General features: G+C 48.0%; 19 protein-coding genes and 1 tRNA gene. 18 read left to right on the top strand and 2 right to left on the bottom strand.

The window, feature by feature from the left end; all coding sequences use genetic code 11:
- The 8 genes from V7723_RS03885 to V7723_RS03920 form a co-directional block, all read left to right on the top strand.
- The coding region (locus V7723_RS03885; RefSeq protein ID WP_335683121.1) for an OmpA family protein at positions 1 to 567 on the top strand (567 nt) is incomplete at its 5' end.
- Between the two features lie 102 nt (positions 568 to 669).
- Positions 670 to 1,878 carry an LL-diaminopimelate aminotransferase gene (locus V7723_RS03890; protein ID WP_335683122.1) on the top strand — a complete coding sequence of 403 codons (1,209 nt, stop codon included), beginning with the start codon at positions 670 to 672 and terminating at the stop codon, positions 1,876 to 1,878.
- Positions 1,875 to 3,173: a homoserine dehydrogenase gene (locus tag V7723_RS03895; protein ID WP_443024184.1), complete on the top strand. Its 1,299-nt coding sequence runs from the start codon at positions 1,875 to 1,877 to the stop codon at positions 3,171 to 3,173. The genes V7723_RS03890 and V7723_RS03895 overlap by 4 nt, the downstream gene beginning before the upstream one ends.
- 51 nt (positions 3,174 to 3,224) lie before the next feature.
- Positions 3,225 to 4,184 carry a class II fructose-bisphosphatase gene (gene glpX, locus V7723_RS03900; RefSeq protein WP_335683124.1) on the top strand — a complete coding sequence of 320 codons (960 nt, stop codon included), beginning with the start codon at positions 3,225 to 3,227 and terminating at the stop codon, positions 4,182 to 4,184.
- Between the two features lie 12 nt (positions 4,185 to 4,196).
- The gene (gene recJ / locus V7723_RS03905; protein ID WP_335683125.1) at positions 4,197 to 5,978 is read left to right on the top strand and encodes a single-stranded-DNA-specific exonuclease RecJ; all 1,782 of its coding nucleotides are present in this window, start codon (positions 4,197 to 4,199) and stop codon (positions 5,976 to 5,978) included.
- A 106-nt stretch (positions 5,979 to 6,084) separates the two neighbouring features.
- A tRNA-Glu gene (locus tag V7723_RS03910) sits at positions 6,085 to 6,159 on the top strand.
- A 107-nt stretch (positions 6,160 to 6,266) separates the two neighbouring features.
- Positions 6,267 to 6,569, top strand: coding sequence for a hypothetical protein (locus V7723_RS03915; protein ID WP_335683126.1), 303 nt, complete (start codon positions 6,267 to 6,269; stop codon positions 6,567 to 6,569).
- Between the two features lie 106 nt (positions 6,570 to 6,675).
- Positions 6,676 to 8,301, top strand: coding sequence for a GMC family oxidoreductase (locus V7723_RS03920; protein WP_335683127.1), 1,626 nt, complete (start codon positions 6,676 to 6,678; stop codon positions 8,299 to 8,301).
- 28 nt (positions 8,302 to 8,329) lie between these two features.
- Here V7723_RS03920 and V7723_RS03925 read toward each other — a convergent pair whose 3' ends face one another.
- On the bottom strand, positions 8,330 to 9,604 hold the full coding sequence (locus tag V7723_RS03925; RefSeq protein WP_335683128.1) for a pentapeptide repeat-containing protein: 1,275 nt from the start codon (positions 9,602 to 9,604) through the stop codon (positions 8,330 to 8,332).
- Between the two features lie 181 nt (positions 9,605 to 9,785).
- On the opposite strand from V7723_RS03925, the gene V7723_RS03930 reads away from it, so the two are divergent.
- On the top strand, positions 9,786 to 10,043 hold the full coding sequence (locus V7723_RS03930; protein ID WP_335683129.1) for a hypothetical protein: 258 nt from the start codon (positions 9,786 to 9,788) through the stop codon (positions 10,041 to 10,043).
- A gap of 13 nt (positions 10,044 to 10,056) precedes the next feature.
- Here the strand turns inward: V7723_RS03930 and V7723_RS03935 are convergent, their stop codons facing one another.
- A complete protein-coding gene (locus tag V7723_RS03935) occupies positions 10,057 to 10,395 on the bottom strand; it encodes a PilZ domain-containing protein (protein WP_335683130.1) in 339 nt (112 codons plus the stop codon).
- Positions 10,396 to 10,605: 210 nt separating this feature from the next.
- On the opposite strand from V7723_RS03935, the gene V7723_RS03940 reads away from it, so the two are divergent.
- The 9 genes from V7723_RS03940 (at position 10,606) to V7723_RS03980 (ending at position 18,807) form a co-directional block, all read left to right on the top strand.
- Positions 10,606 to 10,863 carry a hypothetical protein gene (locus tag V7723_RS03940; protein WP_335683131.1) on the top strand — a complete coding sequence of 86 codons (258 nt, stop codon included), beginning with the start codon at positions 10,606 to 10,608 and terminating at the stop codon, positions 10,861 to 10,863.
- A gap of 151 nt (positions 10,864 to 11,014) precedes the next feature.
- A complete protein-coding gene (locus V7723_RS03945; protein WP_335683132.1) occupies positions 11,015 to 11,707 on the top strand; it encodes a hypothetical protein in 693 nt (230 codons plus the stop codon).
- 863 nt (positions 11,708 to 12,570) lie between these two features.
- Positions 12,571 to 12,699: a hypothetical protein gene (locus V7723_RS03950; RefSeq protein WP_335683133.1), complete on the top strand. Its 129-nt coding sequence runs from the start codon at positions 12,571 to 12,573 to the stop codon at positions 12,697 to 12,699.
- 32 nt (positions 12,700 to 12,731) lie between these two features.
- Entirely contained in the window at positions 12,732 to 13,820 is a 1,089-nt protein-coding gene (locus V7723_RS03955) for an ABC transporter ATP-binding protein (RefSeq protein ID WP_335683134.1), read from the top strand.
- A 12-nt stretch (positions 13,821 to 13,832) separates the two neighbouring features.
- Positions 13,833 to 14,912 carry an ABC transporter ATP-binding protein gene (locus tag V7723_RS03960; RefSeq protein ID WP_335683135.1) on the top strand — a complete coding sequence of 360 codons (1,080 nt, stop codon included), beginning with the start codon at positions 13,833 to 13,835 and terminating at the stop codon, positions 14,910 to 14,912.
- 84 nt (positions 14,913 to 14,996) lie between these two features.
- Positions 14,997 to 15,869, top strand: a complete 873-nt coding sequence (locus V7723_RS03965) for a carbohydrate ABC transporter permease (RefSeq protein WP_335683136.1) — start codon at positions 14,997 to 14,999, stop codon at positions 15,867 to 15,869.
- On the top strand, positions 15,869 to 16,720 hold the full coding sequence (locus tag V7723_RS03970) for a carbohydrate ABC transporter permease (RefSeq protein ID WP_335683137.1): 852 nt from the start codon (positions 15,869 to 15,871) through the stop codon (positions 16,718 to 16,720). Before V7723_RS03965 ends, V7723_RS03970 begins: the two co-directional genes overlap by 1 nt.
- Before the next feature lie 14 nt (positions 16,721 to 16,734).
- Complete coding sequence (locus V7723_RS03975; RefSeq protein WP_335683138.1) at positions 16,735 to 17,007, top strand: DUF2160 domain-containing protein; 273 nt, start codon at positions 16,735 to 16,737, stop codon at positions 17,005 to 17,007.
- Between the two features lie 81 nt (positions 17,008 to 17,088).
- Positions 17,089 to 18,807: an ABC transporter substrate-binding protein gene (locus tag V7723_RS03980; protein WP_335683139.1), complete on the top strand. Its 1,719-nt coding sequence runs from the start codon at positions 17,089 to 17,091 to the stop codon at positions 18,805 to 18,807.
- The last annotated feature ends 227 nt before the right edge of the window (positions 18,808 to 19,034 follow it).

Raw genomic sequence — 19,034 nt, forward strand, 5'->3', positions numbered from 1 at the left:
GCAACAACGGTTGTGAGTAGCCAAGGCGTCGAACGAGTTTATGAAGAACAATTGGCGGCGTCATCAGCGACATCTGTTGTCGGAATAGATAATTCTGGGTTTGATAATACCTCAACCTCCGACCAATCTTCTTCTGGCTCTTCAGCTGTTGCATTGCAAAACCCAGTTGATGATGGTGGGCGGACAATTACCAATTATGCCGCCACTGATGGCACCACGCCGGTTGAAATTATATTCTTTCAGCAAGGCTCCAATCGGATCGGGCGCAATGACAAACAGAAACTCAAGAAAATTGCGGATACCCAGCAACGGTCAGGGGGAGTACTTAAAGTCGTAGGACATGCCTCCAGCAGAACCCGGGAATTACCGTTAGATGAGCATATGATTGTAAATTTAAACGCGTCCCAACGACGGGCGACGGCAGTTGCTCAGACATTTCTTGATCTAGGTATCGCAGGAGATGATTTGATCATTGAATCGGTTAGTGACGCAGCTCCTCTATCTTTGGAGGCTATGCCGAGTGAAGAAGCAAAAAACCGGCGAGTTGAAATCTTTCTTCTAAATTAACCCAACATCGATTAAATACCCGCGTAGGAAAGCTTGGAAAAGGATCTGGCTCAGGAAACTGAGTCAAACTATAAGGGCTTAGAACGAAATAGGACGAGGCTGATGGATCCAGAATTCCACCGCATAAAACGCTTGCCACCTTATGTCTTCGAAGAAGTTAATCGGATGAAGGCAGAGGCGCGCGCAGCAGGTGAGGACATCATCGATCTGGGAATGGGAAATCCTGATTCGCCAACTCCACAACATATTGTCGATAAACTCATTGAAACAGTGCAGGACGGACGGACGCATCGATATTCCACCAGTCGCGGCATCCCAGGATTGCGACGCGCAAACGCGGCTTACTATAAACGCCGTTTTGATGTGGAAATCGACCCCGAGACGGAAACAATCGCAACTTTGGGATCAAAAGAAGGTCTGGCAAACCTTGCCATGGCGATTACGACACCCGGCGATGTCATTTTATCACCGAACCCGAGTTACCCGATTCATCCCTATGGATTTATTATTGCGGGTGCCGTGGTCCGACATTTTGAAGTGGGCCCCGGGATTGATTTCTTTGCAGCCCTTGAACGGGCGGTGAAGCATTGTATCCCGTCACCAACCTGCCTGATCCTCAATTTTCCGTCTAATCCAACTGCGATCACAGTGGATCTCGATTTCTATGTCGAAGTCGTCGCCTTTGCGAAAAAACACGGCATGTATATTTTGTCAGATCTTGCTTATGCGGAAATTTATTTTGGCGATGTTAAGCCACCGTCAATCTTGCAGGTCGATGGCGCGCGCGATATTGCCGTTGAGTTTACGTCATTGAGTAAAACCTACTCCATGCCGGGCTGGCGGATGGGTTTCGCAACGGGAAATAAACGCCTTGTGGCGGCGCTTGCGCGGATTAAATCCTATCTGGATTATGGTGCCTTTACGCCAATTCAGGTGGCTGCAACGGCTGCTTTGAATGGTCCTCAAGATTGCGTAGAAGAAGCCCGCGATTTGTATCGTCAGAGGCGGGATATTCTCATTTCCGGTTTCGCCGCGGCGGGCTGGGATATTCCGTCACCAAATGCAACCATGTTTGCTTGGGCACCCATTCCTGAGCCTTTCAAAGAACTGGGGAGTTTGGAATTTTCTAAATTATTGTTGCAAGAGGCACAAGTCGCCGTCGCCCCTGGTCTTGGTTTTGGGGAGCATGGAGATGGTTTCGTTCGCGTGGCAATGGTAGAGAACGAACAGCGTATTCGGCAAGCGAGCCGTAATGTAAAGAAATTTATGGCCAATGCGGAAGCTCTTCTGGCCCAACGTAAGGCATCATGAACGTGACGAATAAAGTTAAAATCGGTGTAGCGGGCCTTGGAACTGTCGGTGCAGGGGTCCTGAAAATTATCAATACCCATAGTGAATTGCTTCGAGCAAGGACAGGGACAACGCTGGAAATCACTGCCGTTTCTGGTCGAAATCAAAACAAGGATCGTGGCGTGTCACTTGAAGGTTTGACCTGGTATGACAACGCGGTGGACTTGGCGAAAGATCCCGATGTCGATGTAGTTTTGGAGTTGATCGGTGGAAGTGAAGGTGTGGCCAAGGATCTTTGTGTTACCGCCCTATCTATGGAAAAACATGTTGTAACTGCTAATAAGGCCCTTTTGGCAATCCACGGAACGGAACTTGCGGAACTTGCAGAGAAACATAATGTCTCTCTGGCTTATGAGGCTGCCGTAGCCGGCGGTATCCCCATTGTTAAAGCATTGCGCGAAGGGCTGGCTGGAAATGCCATCAGTCGGGTTTATGGTATCCTGAATGGCACCTGCAATTACATTTTAACTGAAATGGAAGAGACGGGCGGTGAGTTCGGCAGCATCCTTCAAGATGCACAGAAGCTCGGCTATGCGGAAGCAGATCCCAGTTTTGATGTTGATGGTGTCGATACCGCGCATAAACTAGCAATTCTGACGAGTCTTGCTTTTGGTACACCGGTTGATTTCAATAGTGTTTATATTGAAGGAATTCGAAATGTGACAGCAGCAGATATTGCCGCAGCGGAGGAGTTTGGCTATCGCATAAAACTTCTCGGTGTTTCACGACGAACGGCTGAGGGTATTGAGCAACGTGTGCATCCGTGCATGGTTTGTACGGATACGGCAATTGCAAACGTTTCCAATGTTTTTAATGCTGTGGTTGCCGACGGTGATTTTGTCGATAGCACGGTGTATGTTGGGCGCGGTGCCGGCGAGGGGCCAACTGCATCTGCTGTCGTTGCGGATATCGTCGATATTGCCATGGATCGGCGCTGTCCGACATTCGGCGTTCCAATTAAGGAAATGACGCCACTGCCTACGGCTTCGATTGAGAACCATGTTGGCTGTTACTATGTATGCCTGACCGTATATGATAGACCCGGTGTCATTGCCGATGTTTCTGCGGTTTTTAGAGATGAAGATATTTCCATTGAAAGCTTGCTGCAACGTGGCCGATCTGAAAGTGAAGCGGTTTCTGTTGTACTCGTTACCCATGAGGCACAGGAGGCAGCAGTTGCCCGAGCCTTGTCTAAAATAGAAAATTTTGCGCATAGTGTAGCTACACCGCGCATGATCAGAATTGTATCGCTTTAAATTTTGTATTTCGATATCGAGATACAATCTTAATGTTATGAAAGAGAAAAAATGACTAAAGGACCATCATCAGATAGAAATTTAACGCTGGAAGTTGTGCGCGTGACGGAAGCTGCGGCAAGGGCAGCATGTAATCTTGTTGGCATGGGTGATGAAAAAGCTGCAGATCAGGCGGCCGTAGACGCCATGCGTTCAGCCCTCAATAAGCTGGATATTGATGGCACTATCGTCATTGGCGAGGGTGAACGCGATGAGGCGCCGATGCTGTATATTGGTGAAAAAGTCGGGACCGGAAAAGGCCCGAAAATTGATATTGCACTGGATCCTTTGGAAGGCACTACATTGACCGCCAAAGGGGGTCCAAATGCATTGGCCGTTATTGCATTTGCTGAATCTGGAAACTTCCTGAACGCTCCAGATACCTATATGGAGAAAATAGCCGTAGGCGGTGGATATCCAGAAGGTGTTATCGATCTGGACAAATCGGCTGGTGATAATTTACGGGCAATTGCAGAAGCTAAGGGCGTGCCGGTTAATCAGACTATGGCCTGTGTTCTTGACCGTCCGCGGCATGGCGAAATTATTGCAGATATTCGTAAAACTGGCGCGCGCATCCAATTGATCTCCGATGGCGACGTTGCCGGTGTCATGGCGACAGCTAATCCGGATACTGGAATTGATATGTATGTTGGAACGGGCGGTGCGCCGGAAGGTGTCCTCGCGGCAGCCGCACTTCGGTGCATTGGCGGTCAAATGCAGGGACGTCTCGTTTTTCGGAATGATGATGAGCGGGCTCGGGCAGCCAAATGGGGCATTGAAGATCTTCACCGGACTTATAATTTGGTCGAGCTAGCAGCGGGGAATGTGATCTTCGCCGCAACTGGCGTAACAGACGGATCCATGTTGCGAGGTGTTCGCCAACGGGGAGATCGGGTTTATACCGAAACATTGGTTATGCGTTCTTATTCTGGAACAGTTCGGAATATTCACGGTGATCATGCTGTTCGCTAGTATCTTTTCGAAATGACGGATACGCCTGCCTTTCTGAACATTGACAAATCGCTGAAAGACAGGCGGTGGCGCCTTCGATCGGAAAACGAAAGACTTGGCCTGGCGATTGCGCAACGGCTTGATGTCCCCGAGATTGTCGGACGAGTCATGGCGGGACGTGATGTCTCGCTGGAAGACGCTGAACAGTATTTGTCGCCGACATTGCGACAAATGCTTCCGGATCCCTCGGTATTTTGTGACATGGATATTGCAGCCTCGCGGATTGCAGCTGCGATCCAGTCGAATGAAAAGGTTGCCGTTTTCGGAGACTATGACGTGGATGGTGCGACGTCTTCTGGTTTATTAAAGCGTTTCTTCAACGCCCTATATCGTCCGCTTGAAATTTATATTCCAGACCGTATCAAGGAAGGCTATGGACCGAATGTAGAAGCCATGAATAGCCTGAAGGAGAAGGGGATACAGCTCGTTGTCACAGTTGACTGTGGCATCGTCTCCTTTGAGGTATTGGCTCATGCCAAAGCGATTGGACTTGAGGTTATTGTTGTCGATCATCATCAGGCTGAAACACGCTTGCCGGATGCCATTGCTGTGGTGAACCCAAAACGACATGATGAAAGCCAAGAGTATACGTATTTGGCCGCAGTAGGAGTGACTTTCCTGCTGGTTGTCGCAATTAACCGTGTCTTGCGGAAGGCAGATTGGTACACGAACGAGCGCCCTGAGCCAGATCCACGCTATTGGCTGGATCTGGTGGCTTTAGGTACTGTTTGTGACGTTGTTCCACTAAAAGGGCTCAATCGTGCGTTCGTGGCGCAAGGACTAAAAGTAATGGCTCGCCGCGGTAATCCCGGACTGGCCGCGCTTGCGGATGTTTCCGGCTTGGATGAGACACCGGGAACCTACCACGCGGGCTTTCTGTTGGGGCCACGAGTAAATGCCGGGGGACGTGTCGGTAAACCGGAATATGGCCCGCAACTGTTATCCAGTGATGACCCGGACCAATGTCGAACTTTGGCTCGTTACCTAGATGGCTACAATCAAGAACGAAAATCTATTGAAGCCCAAGTCCAAATCGAAGCAATGGATTTGGTGGAGAAAAACGGACTTAAGGATGATTCGATTATTGTCGTCGCTGGAGAAGGTTGGCATCCGGGTGTAATTGGAATTGTTGCGAGTAGGATCAAAGACGCCTATCAACGGCCAGCCGTAGTTATCGCCCTCAATACGAACGAAGGTAAGGGATCTGGAAGGTCCATAGCAGGCGTTGATATGGGGGCCGCTATAGGTGCTGCCCGTCATTCAGAGCTGATTGTCGCGGGGGGCGGGCATGCCATGGCTGCCGGTTTGACAATTAGCCGTAAAAAAATTGATGCCTTCCGGGAATTTTTAATAAAACGATTATCCAGTGATGTTACGGAAGCCTCCAAGTCCGCAAGCTTGGGCTTGGACGGCGCTTTGTCTGTAGAAGGGGCAACGACAGATCTTATTACTTTACTGGAACAGGCGGGCCCTTACGGTGCGGGCAATCCGGAACCAAGATTCGCAGTGACCAATGTCCGGTTGGTTCAGGCCAGTATCGTTGGTGAAAACCACGTGCGCTGTATCATGACCGGCAGAGGAGGACAGGGGCGTCTGACGGGTATTAGTTTTAGATCTCTAGAAACGCCTCTTGGGGACACGCTACTTGCCCATCAAGGGGCTAGTTTTCATATTGCAGGGCATTTACGAAAAAACACCTGGCGAGGCTCAACAACGGCGCAATTGATGATCGAAGATGCCGTTCGGCTTTCCTAAAAAATTGGGCGAAGCGACCGAAAAATCAAAAAAATCCAAATGAACGGATTTTTTACTTGATATATCATGAGAAGATCGGTAAATCCTGCCTCCAGCGGCATCTTGTGTCCCCTTCGTCTATCGGTTAGGACGCCAGGTTTTCATCCTGGAAAGAGGAGTTCGATTCTCCTAGGGGATACCATCTCTCAATTCGTTACGCAAAATTGAGACTTTTGCCGCATTCTCTCCTATATCTATTTAAAGTAAGTCCTTTGAAACGGCTGGCAATTTAAAAATAGGAAAATCATTATGGATCTACGTCTGTGCTTCGAGCATAAAGCGGGAGTAAATATCGATGAAGCCGATGTTTTTCGTCATTATGCTGAAAATTATCTCAATGGATTTGATGTAAACTGGGCTGGATCAATCAGCGTGCCCCATATGGATACGAAAACCGGCCCAATGGAACCATTGTGGCAGTATATTATTCATGATGCCAGCGATGCTTGTCGGGATTATCTGAAGGAATATTTATCAAGAAATCCTATGGCCGGTTATTTTGTCCATGTTTATGAGGCTGACCTAGGGCTTGGTGATCGAAAGATAAATTAGTGGCTCTAAGGGCCTTTTCACGACGGGGCACTTGTCTCAACTAAATCTCTACCGCATATTGAACCACGAAATCTGCTAGACTAATTCAATAAAGTGGAATCAATCTATGGGAACAATAGACCGACAAGATCTAGGGCTATTTGATTATATTATTGTTGGGGCGGGTTCTGCCGGCTGTGTACTTGCCAATCGGCTTTCTGCCAACCCAGCTCATAAAGTTCTCCTACTAGAAGCTGGTGATAACGATACGTACCCCTGGATCCATATTCCCATTGGGTATTTGTTCTGCATGGGAAATCCTCGTACAGACTGGATGATGAAAACCGAGGCAGATGCGGGCCTGAATGGTCGTCAGCTAAGCTATCCGCGAGGTAAGGTTTTAGGAGGCTGTTCCTCCATCAACGGCATGATTTATATGCGCGGACAGGCGCGAGATTATGATCAATGGCGACAACTGGGTAATGACGGTTGGAGTTGGGATGAAGTCTTGCCGTATTTTGTGCGCTCGGAAGATCATCATTCCGGTGCCACAGACTTGCATGGAAGTGGCGGTGAATGGCGCGTCGAAGAACAACGGCTATCATGGGAAATACTGGATGCGTTTCGAGATGCGGCAGAGGAAATTGGAATTCCAAAAACCGACGATTTTAATAAAGGTACGAATGAAGGGTCTGGATATTTTGAAGTAAACCAGCGAAAAGGCGTCCGATGGAGTACGGCAAAAGCCTTTTTGAAGCCCGTTCGTCAACGTCCAAACCTGCATGTTCTGACCAAAGCAGAAACTGAGTCGCTTATTTTAGAAGGAAAGGAGGTGACAGGGGTCGCCTTCACGCATAACGGTATGCAGTCGCAAGCAAAAGCTAGCTGTGAGGTGTTGCTCGCCGCAGGGGCGGTTAATTCGCCAAAAATCCTTGAGTTATCTGGGATTGGAAGACCGGAAGTGCTGGCAAATTTTGGCATTGAAGCCCGTCATGCATTGTCAGGAGTTGGAGAAAACCTCCAGGATCATCTGCAAATTCGCACAGTTTATCGGGTCAGCAATGCTCAAACCCTGAATCAACAAGCTAATAGTTTGATTGGAAAAGCTAAAATGGGATTGGAGTATTTGATGTTTCGATCCGGCCCCTTGTCTATGGCACCAAGCCAACTCGGGATCTTCGCAAAAAGCGATCCTCGGATGGAAACGCCTGACCTCGAATATCATGTTCAACCGCTCAGTACCGATAAACTGGGGGAACCGTTGCACTCTTATCCAGCTGTTACCGCTTCAGTTTGCAACCTTCGTCCTGAAAGTCGCGGCAGTATCCATATCACGTCATCGGAAATGGCTGAGCAACCCTCTATCCAGCCAAACTACCTTTCTACCTCTGTGGACCAGCAGGTGGCTGCCAAATCAATTCAAATGACACGGAAACTGTTGGCTGCTTCAGCTGTACAAAAGTATCAACCGGAGGAGATTCTGCCGGGTGTCCATATTCAGTCTGACGAAGAATTAATCCGTGAAGCCGGGAATATTGCGACGACAATTTTTCATCCCGTTGGAACGTGCAAAATGGGAGATGACAATATGGCCGTTGTCGATAAAAGATTGCGCGTCCGTGGGTTGAAAGGACTCCGGGTGGTCGATGCATCCATCATGCCGACGATTACGTCTGGGAATACCAATTCCCCGGTGATCATGATCGCCGAAAAGGCGGCAGAGATGATTTTAGAGGATAATGCGGCGGCCTGAAGGATATTGAGGGAACCTTGCGGGCAAACTAGGCGCTGACCTTTTGATCAAACTTAGCGTCTTCCATATCCGCATTGTCGAAAATAGCTTCGGAAATATCTGCACCAACGAAGTTCGCGTCTATGAGGTTTGCATCGCTCAGGTCTGTCGCGATTAGCGTCGCTCCCGACAAAATTGCAGCTGATAGATTGGCGGGCCATTTTTTATCCAACGCTTCACCGCGGGGGCCTTTGAGATCAACTGCTGTTAGCTTGGCTCCTGTCAGAATTGCGTTTGTCAGGTTCGAGCGGGAAAGATTGACACCTTCCATAACGGCACCGGACAAATTAACATTTTCCATAAGGCATTGTGACATGTCAGTCATTACAGTTTGGGTGTCACTTAAATTCGCTCCCGTCAGATTTGCACCGCGAATTGTCGCACCACTTAATGCGCTTCCACTCAAGTCCATATTTGAGAGATCCATACCGGATAAATCGGCACGTTCGCCTTTAAGGCCGTTTGTTTCAACCCATAGGAAATGTACTTTCAACAAGGACTGCAAGTTAGGGGGAAGAGGGGTTGCGTCAATTTTTTCGGGTGACGGTACCTCTGCAGCGCTGGATTTGGAGAAATCCACATTTTCAATATTTGCGCCGGTCAGGTCTGTATTTTCAAAATTGCATCCGTCTACGTTGGCACCACTTAAATCGACATTACTCAAATTCGCACCAGTCAAATCTGAATTTTCTAGATTGCATCCGGACATATCGGAGCCCATCAGGCCAGCATTTGTTAGAACCGAGTTGCTGAGATCAGCGCCTCGAAGCTGAGAGTAGGAAAAATTGGCGTTGCTGAGTGTCGCTCCGGAAAGGTTGGCGCCATTCAAATTGGCTTTTTCCGCGATCACACCAGTCATTTCTGAATCGCTCAGGTCCGAAGAAGGAAATGTTATTGTTTCACCGCCAGATAGGATGAGTGAGCCGCCTCTGAAATCGGCTTCTTGCAAATTGGCGCCGTTCAGTCTTGCCCCCCTAAGTTCGGCTCCGCGTAAATCTGCGCGTATAAGCAAGCTGTTGGTCAAATCAGCTTTTGTAAGATCAGCCGCGTATAAGTCGGCGGAAATAAGATTGGCGTTTCTGAAAATGGAGCGAGACAGTTTGCAGCCGGACAAACAGGATTTTTGCATTTTTGCGCCCTCAAAATTGGCGCCCGTAAAGTCTTCATGCTTGAAATGTGCTTTGGCACCCTTCTTCGGATTTTGCAGCCATTTCGCGTGCTCGGCCAGCATGTCCATTATGTCCTGTGGCGTCATCGACGTCATTTCTTGTCTCTCCATCGTTTTCCAGTCGAAATTATAGAAGTAAGACTAGGTTAACGAATTAATCAGATACTTTGGTAATAATTACTCAGTGTAGTGATCATAGAGAAACAAGGTTAACAGTTAGTTGAAGATCGCGTTCTGACAATTGTCGGTAGCGTTAAGTATTCGAGGAATAGAAATAATGTTTACGATTACGCAAGAGCAGGTTGATTCTCTTGAAACATGGGTTGAGAATCGCAAGGAAGCCTATGTCCGGATGGGGTTTCACTTGGCTGCGAAAGCTGGTGCCACACAATTAGTGGATTATGCTATTGATGGTGGGCTGAAATCTGAAGATCTACAAAAATCTATTTTTAAACTTAAAGAAGAGCTGGAGCTTGCGGAATTGTTTCATAAAGATGCCCGCACAATGCTCAATGCGGGCCGTCAAGGAGGCTAGTGCAAACACTAACCTACAAACTGGCGACTGCTGCCTCCGTACGCTTTTGTGTAACGATTTTAGTCACTTGCTTGATAAACGCCTGTTCTTTTTCTTCCGACAATTCGAACTTTACACCGACGCCATCACGCAGTTGACGTACGACGCGCGCCGGAATAACGCCGAAGTTTTCGACATTAACAGAAATCCTGGTTTGATCTTCTAAGCGAACATCGAGGCTGATCCCCGCGCCACCGGCCGAAATATTAAGAACCTTTGCCTGATATTGATCTCCGTCATGAGAGATTGTTGTAGAATTTGAGACGAGAACTCGTCGATAGGCACGTCTGTTCATATTGTGAAGATCTGGCATGACAACTCCAAGTTTTCTGCTTGCGCTGGCCGGATAAGCCAAGCTCCGATTGTTGACTTTTTATGATGACGTAAAATAATTAATAAGAAGTTGTTACCGCATGATATTTCAAGATCTGTGTCTGCCATGACGTTAATCAATAATTTACCGCAAGATCCTACACTTAACTATTGTCCCAAATGCTGGGAAAAGTGATTGAGGAGCTTCTCCATGCGACAGGTTGAACAGGCGTCTATCGTTAGCGATCTGAAAACGGAAATTCTGGCAGTTAGAAGTCCGGACCAAGCAACTGTTGGCGATCGTGCTAATGCAGCAAATCTTGCGGCCCTTGATATGCTGATCGATAGGACAGATCTTTCCAAGGGAGAGAAAACCCTGCTGGCGGACGCAGAAGATTTGCGTAATCTTTCCCAGGAAGTGCGGGAAATGACGCAGGTAATTGACGAATTGAGTCATCGCGTAGAATAAGTATTTGTGGCTTTTCCGAGGTATTATCATGCCTTGTTCACGAAGGATGTTGTCATCTGTAATTGGCTAGCGTATGACCGCCTTTCGAAAAGCATCGTAGGACCATCGGTTTCTTTTATGCGTGTGTTTTCGGTGGACCGAAAGTGAGGCAATGGATTTCTTAAAAGAAAAAGCTGGGCAGATATTGAGCCAATTGGGACGGATAATTCGCCAGTCAAGCAAAGCGCAACGAATTGAAGCTTTGATGCCTTTCGCAATTGCAGCCGTGTTTGCAGGCGCTATTGTCTGCGTAAACGTCTTTATATTCGAGACACCAACCAATCAGATCGTTTTGGATTGCCTTCGCATTTTCATTATTCTCGCCGTTTTCTTTGCTGGAATAACGTGGATTACGTCGCCCTTGGTTGAGCTGCTTTTGTTGCGCTACCAGGAGAAACGAGTGATCGATGTGTTGTGGGTGGGTTTGTACCTTCCCCAAGCGGCGATTACCTTGGTCATTTTATACTCCCAGCTGTCAGGCTCTGATACCATTACGGACCTTTCTGCAGCGATCATTACCTGGGCAATGCTTAGTCTGATTTTGACCCCTTTCTCGATAATCCTTTCTTTTCTAGCTTGGTCATTTCTTCCGAAAGAACTTCCCGCTCTTCTAAGTTTTAAAAAACCAATCATGCCGTCGCGTATTGACTTGCCGGCGGCCGCGGTTCCAGAAGTTGAAATTCTCAAACCCGTCTCCGATATTGCTGAGGCTGAGCCTCTTCGACAGGCGAAGAACGAAAACCTAAATCCAGATCTCGTCGATATGGGAAGCCGCCTCAGTCGTGTCGGACAAACCCGCCGATAAAACGGGTGCGCTTGTTCTTGATGAAGATGCCCGCACTAAGAACATTTAAAAACATACAAATAAAACAATTTGGACGAGGAACATTAGTTCGAAATAATATAGAAAATTGGCCAAATAAATAACTAGGTTAAAAAAAATAGTCGGCGAACCCATAAATACCTGCTTTCGACTACGAAAGTGAATCACGTTAATGGCGATAACTCGAAATCTGCGTTTGGTCTGCGTCTTCTGAAATCAAAGTCTAGTAGCATTGGGTCTATAAATACGGAGCTCAGAGGCCCCGTAGCGCTCCTAATTAGCCTGGCCGGCTGTGTGTTTCAGCGGATTGGTTTCATGCATAGCTCATGGCGTGACGTGGGCTCTATATGCCGACGTTGAAAATCGTAGGGACATTCAGTGCTATTAAGCAGGGATAGTTGTACGATCTCCCTTTTTGGATCATATATTGGAAATTCATAAACTATCGCCAATCAGTTTTCACGGTCAATGCATACCGCTACAATTTTTGTTCCCGGATTTGGACTACCATCATTCAACTGTATAATCGCCATTCCACGCTTGAAGTAAATCTAATGTGACAACGCTGGTCCATCATAGGTCAAGAGCTTCAACCCAAACAATCGATTTTAAAAGCTGCCTGGCCACAAAAATAGCTTGAATAAATTCAGATAAATGAATGTAAACGAAGAAAAACGAAGAAAAACGAAAATTAACCCTTGCTTTTACATGGTGCTTTGTGTTCGTTTATATGGGGACTTAATCTGGGAAGGTGTGGCAAACAATAGATGCGTGGAGCTCTATTGGATCAGTACTAATTTCAAAACGTAGTTGAGTTTTTTATCATCAGTGGTGGCAATGATGGATTGGGCGCTTTCGACGGCGCTTGTGACGCGTATTCCGAAAAAGACTTGCGTCGATCTATCGGCGGGATGATGGCCCAAAGCAAAGAAAACGGTTGGTTGGCGGGAACATATGCCAATAAGCTGACGTAACGCGCAGTCTAGCTGCGAAAAGGGAGAGGGACATGGCGCTTGTTCTAGAAGGCGTGTCGAAGATTGTGAAGGGTCAAACACAAATCTACGCGACCGATTTGGAGCTGCAAACGGGGACAATGAACGTTCTGCTTGGTCCCACATCATCGGGCAAGACGTCATTGATGCGGCTTATGGCAGGCCTTGATGTTCCCAATACCGGCAAAGTGATTTGGAATGATAAGGATGTGACAGGTGTTCGCGTTCAAGATCGGGGCATTGCCATGGTCTACCAGCAGTTTATCAATTATCCGTCGATGACAGTTTATGAGAATATCGCAAGTCCGATGCGTCTTTTGGGCCAAACCGCAGCCCAGATTGACGATGCTGTCAAAAAGGCCGCTGACCTGATGAAGCTATCACCGATGCTTGACCGAAAACCACTCGAACTTTCGGGCGGCCAGCAACAACGATGCGCGCTCGCGCGGGCGCTTGTCAAAGACGCGGGCTTAGTTCTTCTGGACGAACCGTTGGCCAACCTTGATTACAAATTGCGTGAAGAGTTGCGTGCCGAGATACCCAAGATTTTCGAAGAAGCGGGTTCGATCTTTGTTTATGCGACAACAGAACCTGAAGAAGCACTGCTGCTAGGCGGCAACGTCGCGACGATGTGGGAAGGTCGTATCACCCAATTTGGAAAGACGCCAATCGTCTATAGGCAACCCATAAACGCCGCCACTGCGCGCGTGTTCTCAGATCCGCCAATGAATTTTCTCAAAGTCAGAAAATCTGGGGATAAAATCGTTTTTGGCGACGGGCAAGCAGCAGCGTCGTCCGGAGCATTTACCGAGATAGAGAACGGTGACTACCTCGCTGGATTCCGTCCCAACCATCTAGAACTTGAAAGACAAGGGCCGAGCGCATTGGAGTTTACAACCAAGTTGCATGTGACAGAGATTACGGGTTCTGAGACATTCATCCATTTGGATTATCATGGCGACAATTGGGTTGGCCTTATTCCTGGCGTGAAAGATCTGGAGATTGGCGCATCTCTAAGCGTCTATCTTGATCCCAAGCATGTGTATATTTTTGCGGAAGACGGGGCATCGGTTGCATCCGCGTCATATGCGACCGCGGCGTAAGGGAATATAAAAATGGCAAAAATTACCCTAGATAATTTGGCGCATTCGTATCTGCCAAACCCCATTAGTGAAGATGACTACGCGCTGAAAGAATTGAACCATGATTGGCTTGACGGTGAAGCCTACGCCCTATTGGGATCTTCGGGGTGCGGTAAGTCAACGCTATTGAATATTATTTCTGGTCTGCTTCATCCCAGCAAAGGCCGCATTCTGTTCAATGACCGCGACGTTACAATGTCTCCCACCGCGCAACGTAATATTGCACAGGTTTTCCAGTTTCCGGTCGTTTACGATACGATGACCGTTCACGATAATTTGGCCTTTCCGCTCCGCAACCGTGGCGCAGATGCGTCTTATATTCGCGACCGCGTCCAGCAAATTGCACATATGATTGGCATGGAAAATATGCTGGACCACAAGGCGCGAGGCCTTACTGCAGACGTCAAGCAAAAGATTTCTCTGGGCCGCGGAATGGTGCGCGAAGATGTAAATGCCCTGCTGTTTGACGAACCTCTGACTGTTATTGATCCCCACATGAAATGGGAGCTGCGAACCCAACTCAAATCATTGCATCATGAATTTGGCCACACAATGATTTACGTGACCCACGATCAAACCGAAGCGCTGACGTTCGCGGATAAAGTGGTTGTGATGTATGATGGTCGCGTTGTTCAGATGGGCACACCGCAGCAACTGTTTGAAACACCCGAACATACATTTGTCGGTTACTTTATCGGTTCGCCCGGGATGAACGTATTGGACGCGGAAGTGGCGGGCGACACCGCCGTTCTAGCGGGGAATGAAGTTCCGCTTGGCAAAGGATTTGGATCACTGTCGGGTAAAGTTGAGCTTGGCGTACGCCCTGAGTTCACATCGCTTGCGTCAGGTGATGAGGGTTTGCCAGTGACGATCAAGCGTGTTGAGGATGTCGGTCGTCACAAGATCGTGCGCGCCGATTTCCACGGAATAGAGATCAATGTCGTTGCCGCTGAAGGCGAGAATATTTCGCCGGATATGAACCGTGTCGTCTTCGATACGGCAGGCATAAATGTTTACTCTGATAGCTGGCGCGTTCCGCCCTTGGTGGCTTGATATGACACTATCACGATTCCAGGAACTCGCGATGATAGGGAGACATGACATGTTCGCGTTTCGTTATTTCGAAAGGAACCAGCCATGAATAAAACGGATAATCAAAAAGCTTGGTTTCTCATCTTGCCAGTACTTCTGTTGGTAGCGTTTTCTGCTGTTATTCCGTTGATGACTGTTGTGAATTACTCTGTTCAGGACACGTTCGGGAACAATCAATTCTTTTGGGCCGGTCTCGATTGGTTCAAAGAAATGATTTCATCTGAACGCATGTGGGCCGCTTTGGGGCGCCAGATTGCCTTTTCTGCAATTATATTGGCGATCGAAATTCCCCTTGGCATCTTTGTTGCCTTGAACATGCCGAAAAAGGGTTTTTGGGCGTCATTTTGCCTGGTCTTAATGTCGCTCCCGCTCCTCATCCCTTGGAACGTGGTCGGAACGATTTGGCAGATTTTTGGACGGGTGGATATAGGCCTGTTGGGCTACACTCTCGACGCTATCGGAATTGATTATAACTATACCCAAGATTTCTATGCGGCGTGGATAACTGTCGTCTTGATGGATGTTTGGCACTGGACCTCATTGGTTGCATTACTTGCGTATGCCGGCCTTCAGTCAATTCCAGATGCTTTTTACCAAGCAGCCAAGATTGACCAAGCCAGCCGCTGGAACGTATTCCGCTTTATCGAGTTGCCCAAGATAACGGGTGTTCTGATGATTGCGATCTTGCTGCGGTTCATGGATAGCTTCATGATTTACACAGAGCCCTTTGTTGTTACAGGCGGGGGGCCCGGAAACTCAACTACGTTCCTATCGATTGACCTGGTCAAGATGGCCCTAGGGCAGTTCGACTTGGGTCCTGCCGCGGCATTTTCGATTATCTATTATTTGGTGATCTTACTAGTTTCATATGTTTTCTATACAGTAATGACAAACCTCGACAAAAGGGGTACGCACTAATGACGGCTCTCACAAACACGGCTTCCAAGAGCAAAGCAAGGGCTTTACCCAAGATAAAAGGCAAAGCTTTTGTTATGGGATTTTATCTGCTGTTCTTGTTGCTACCGATCTACTGGCTAGTAAATATGAGTTTGCAGTCTAATAACGAGATATTAAGCAGCTTTTCCTTATGGCCAAACGATCTGACTTTCAGCAATTATAGTACGATCCTCACGGATCCGTCTTGGTATACGACTTATCTTAACTCGATGGCTTATGTTGCCATGAACATGGCTATCTCGTTGGTTGTGGCATTACCAGCAGCATATGCTTTTAGTCGGTATTCGTTCCTCGGAGATAAGCATCTTTTCTTTTGGCTGCTGACCAACAGAATGGCGCCGCCTGCTGTTTTCGCATTGCCCTTTTTTCAGCTTTACAGTTCAGTCGGCTTGTTCGACAAGCATATCGCCGTCGCATTAGCGCATTGTCTGTTTAATGTTCCCCTTGCTGTGTGGATCTTAGAAGGTTTTATGCGTGGTGTGCCGAAGGAAATCGATGAAACTGCATATATTGACGGCTATTCTTTCCCTCGGTTCTTTATCCGCATCTTCATGCCATTAATTGCCTCGGGGATTGGCGTCGCTGCTTTCTTCCTGTTCATGTTCAGCTGGGTTGAACTGCTGTTGAGCCGGACGCTGACAAGTGTCGATGCCAAACCGATTGCGGCAGCTATGACGCGGACCGCATCTGCTGCTGGTTTGGATTGGGGTGTTCTAGCTGCGGCCGGAGTTTTGACCATCATCCCCGGCGCGTTAGTGATCTATTTTGTTCGTAATTACATCGCCAAGGGCTTCGCCCTGGGCCGGGTTTAAGGGAGGATTTTCCAATGGAATGGATGGCCTGGACGGTACCAACTGCAATCTTCTTCTGCGTGATAGCCTCCTTGCTAATCGTCTTTACGGTTCTTGCAATCAAATTTCCCGAGACGCCGCGTATCGGCGTCCTCAGGATAGAAACGACGCGGGGTGATCGTTTATTCATCACGCTGCTAGGCTCCGCCTTTATCAATTTGGCGTGGCTTGGCTTGGTCAGCGCATCACAACCTTACGCGCTGATTGTCTGTCTGATCTATGCCGTCGCGGTTTTCCGATGGGTGTAACTCAGAAAAACGTGTATTTGAAAGATGTGAACGATCTTCTGATGCACTCAATAATTTCGTTCTTATAATGGAGAAATACACATGAAAGTGTACTTAAAATCTACAATGGTACTGGGAATGGCATTTAGCCTGTTTTCAGCACCAGCGATTGCGGACATGGAGGCTGCAAAGGGGTTTCTTGACAACACCATCAAACGATCGGCATTGACTCGTGCCGAACAGGAAGCAGAGATGCAATGGTTTGTAGATGCCTCGAAACCGTTTGCCGGTATGCAGATCAATATTGCCTCCGAAGGCATTGATACGCATATTTATGAATCCGAAGTGCTGGCCAAAGCATTCGAAGAAATTACGGGAATCAAGGTCAGTCATGACTTGATTGGAGAGGGACCTGTAGTTGAAAAGCTACAGACGCAGATGCAGTCGGGCGAAAATATCTATGACGCCTATATTAATGATTCCGATTTGATCGGCACCCATTGGCGGTACCAGCAAGCACGCAATCTGACCGAATGGATGGCAGGCGAAGGCGCTGACGTCACAAATCCGGGAATGGATCTGGACGATTTCATCGGCCTCCAATTTACCACTGGTCCAGACGGCCAACTTTATCAACTGCCGGACCAACAATTCGCGAACCTGTATTGGTTCCGGTATGACTGGTTCAACGATGAAATCAATAAAGCAGATTTCAAGGCCAAATATGGTTATGATTTAGGCGTTCCCGTAAACTGGTCCGCTTATGAAGATATCGCTGAATTCTTTACGGGACGTGACCTGAGCCGCCTTGGTGTTAAAGGCGAAGTGTATGGCAACATGGATTACGGTAAAAAAGATCCTTCACTAGGCTGGCGTTACACTGATGCCTGGATGTCCATGGCTGGTATGGGCGATGTCGGTGAACCAAATGGCCTTCCTGTCGATGAATGGGGTATCCGTGTCAATGAGAAGTCTCAGCCGGTTGGGTCGTGTATGGCTCGCGGTGGTGCTACCAATAGCCCGGCAGCTGTATATGCTGTGACAAAGGCGATAGATTGGCTCAAGAAGTATTCGCCACCGGCAGCTGCAGGCATGACATTCTCCGAAGCTGGACCTATTCCGGCGCAAGGTAATGTTGCACAACAGATGTTCTGGTACACGGCGTTTACGGCCGCAACAGTGCTTCCCGATCTACCCGTGATGAACGAGGACGGTACGCCGAAATGGCGGATGGCTCCATCACCGCATGGTGCATATTGGACCAAAGGTACCAAGATTGGGTATCAGGATGTAGGATCTTGGACGATCATGAAATCCACACCGGTTGATCGTGCCAAGGCAGCTTGGTTGTACGGTCAGTTTGTGACCTCGAAAACGGTTGATGTGGAAAAATCGCATGCTGGTCTAACATTCATTCGTGAATCGACGATCAATCATGAATCTTTCACGGAACGTGCCGACAAACTCGGTGGTTTGGTTGAATTCTACCGTTCGCCAGCGCGCGTTCAGTGGTCGCCAACCGGAACCAATGTTCCTGACTATCCCAAGCTGGCACAGCTTTGGTGGCAGAATATCGGCGACGCGATGTCTGGTGCTAAAACACCTCAAGAAGCGTTGGACGCCCTATGTGCTGATCAGGAAAAAGTTCTGATCCGTCTAGAGCGTGCTGGTGTTCAAGGTGAGACTGGCCCGGTCATGAATGAAGAACGGGATGCATCTTACTGGTTGGATCAGCCTGGCTCTCCGAAAGCGAAACTTGCGAACGAGGACGAAAAACCTCAAACCATCTCCTATGATGAGTTGATCAAGTCCTGGCAGTAAGCCTTTCATTTGGGGTCAAGAAATTGGCCCCAAATGAATTATCTTTATCCCTCAGAAATTGATTATCTGGTGCTTTTTTGTCAGTAAAATGAGCGGTCGCCATTCGTGGCGACCGTTTTTTTGCGCCTGCATAAAACATTAAAAATGGGTTTGTCAAAGAAACATTGAATGGGTCTTAACAAAACGGGATTACTTTTTTCGCAAGATAACACGGTTCCGGCATTTCA

This window comes from Sneathiella sp., from assembly GCF_036960985.1.
Taxonomy (GTDB): Bacteria; Pseudomonadota; Alphaproteobacteria; order Sneathiellales; family Sneathiellaceae; genus Sneathiella.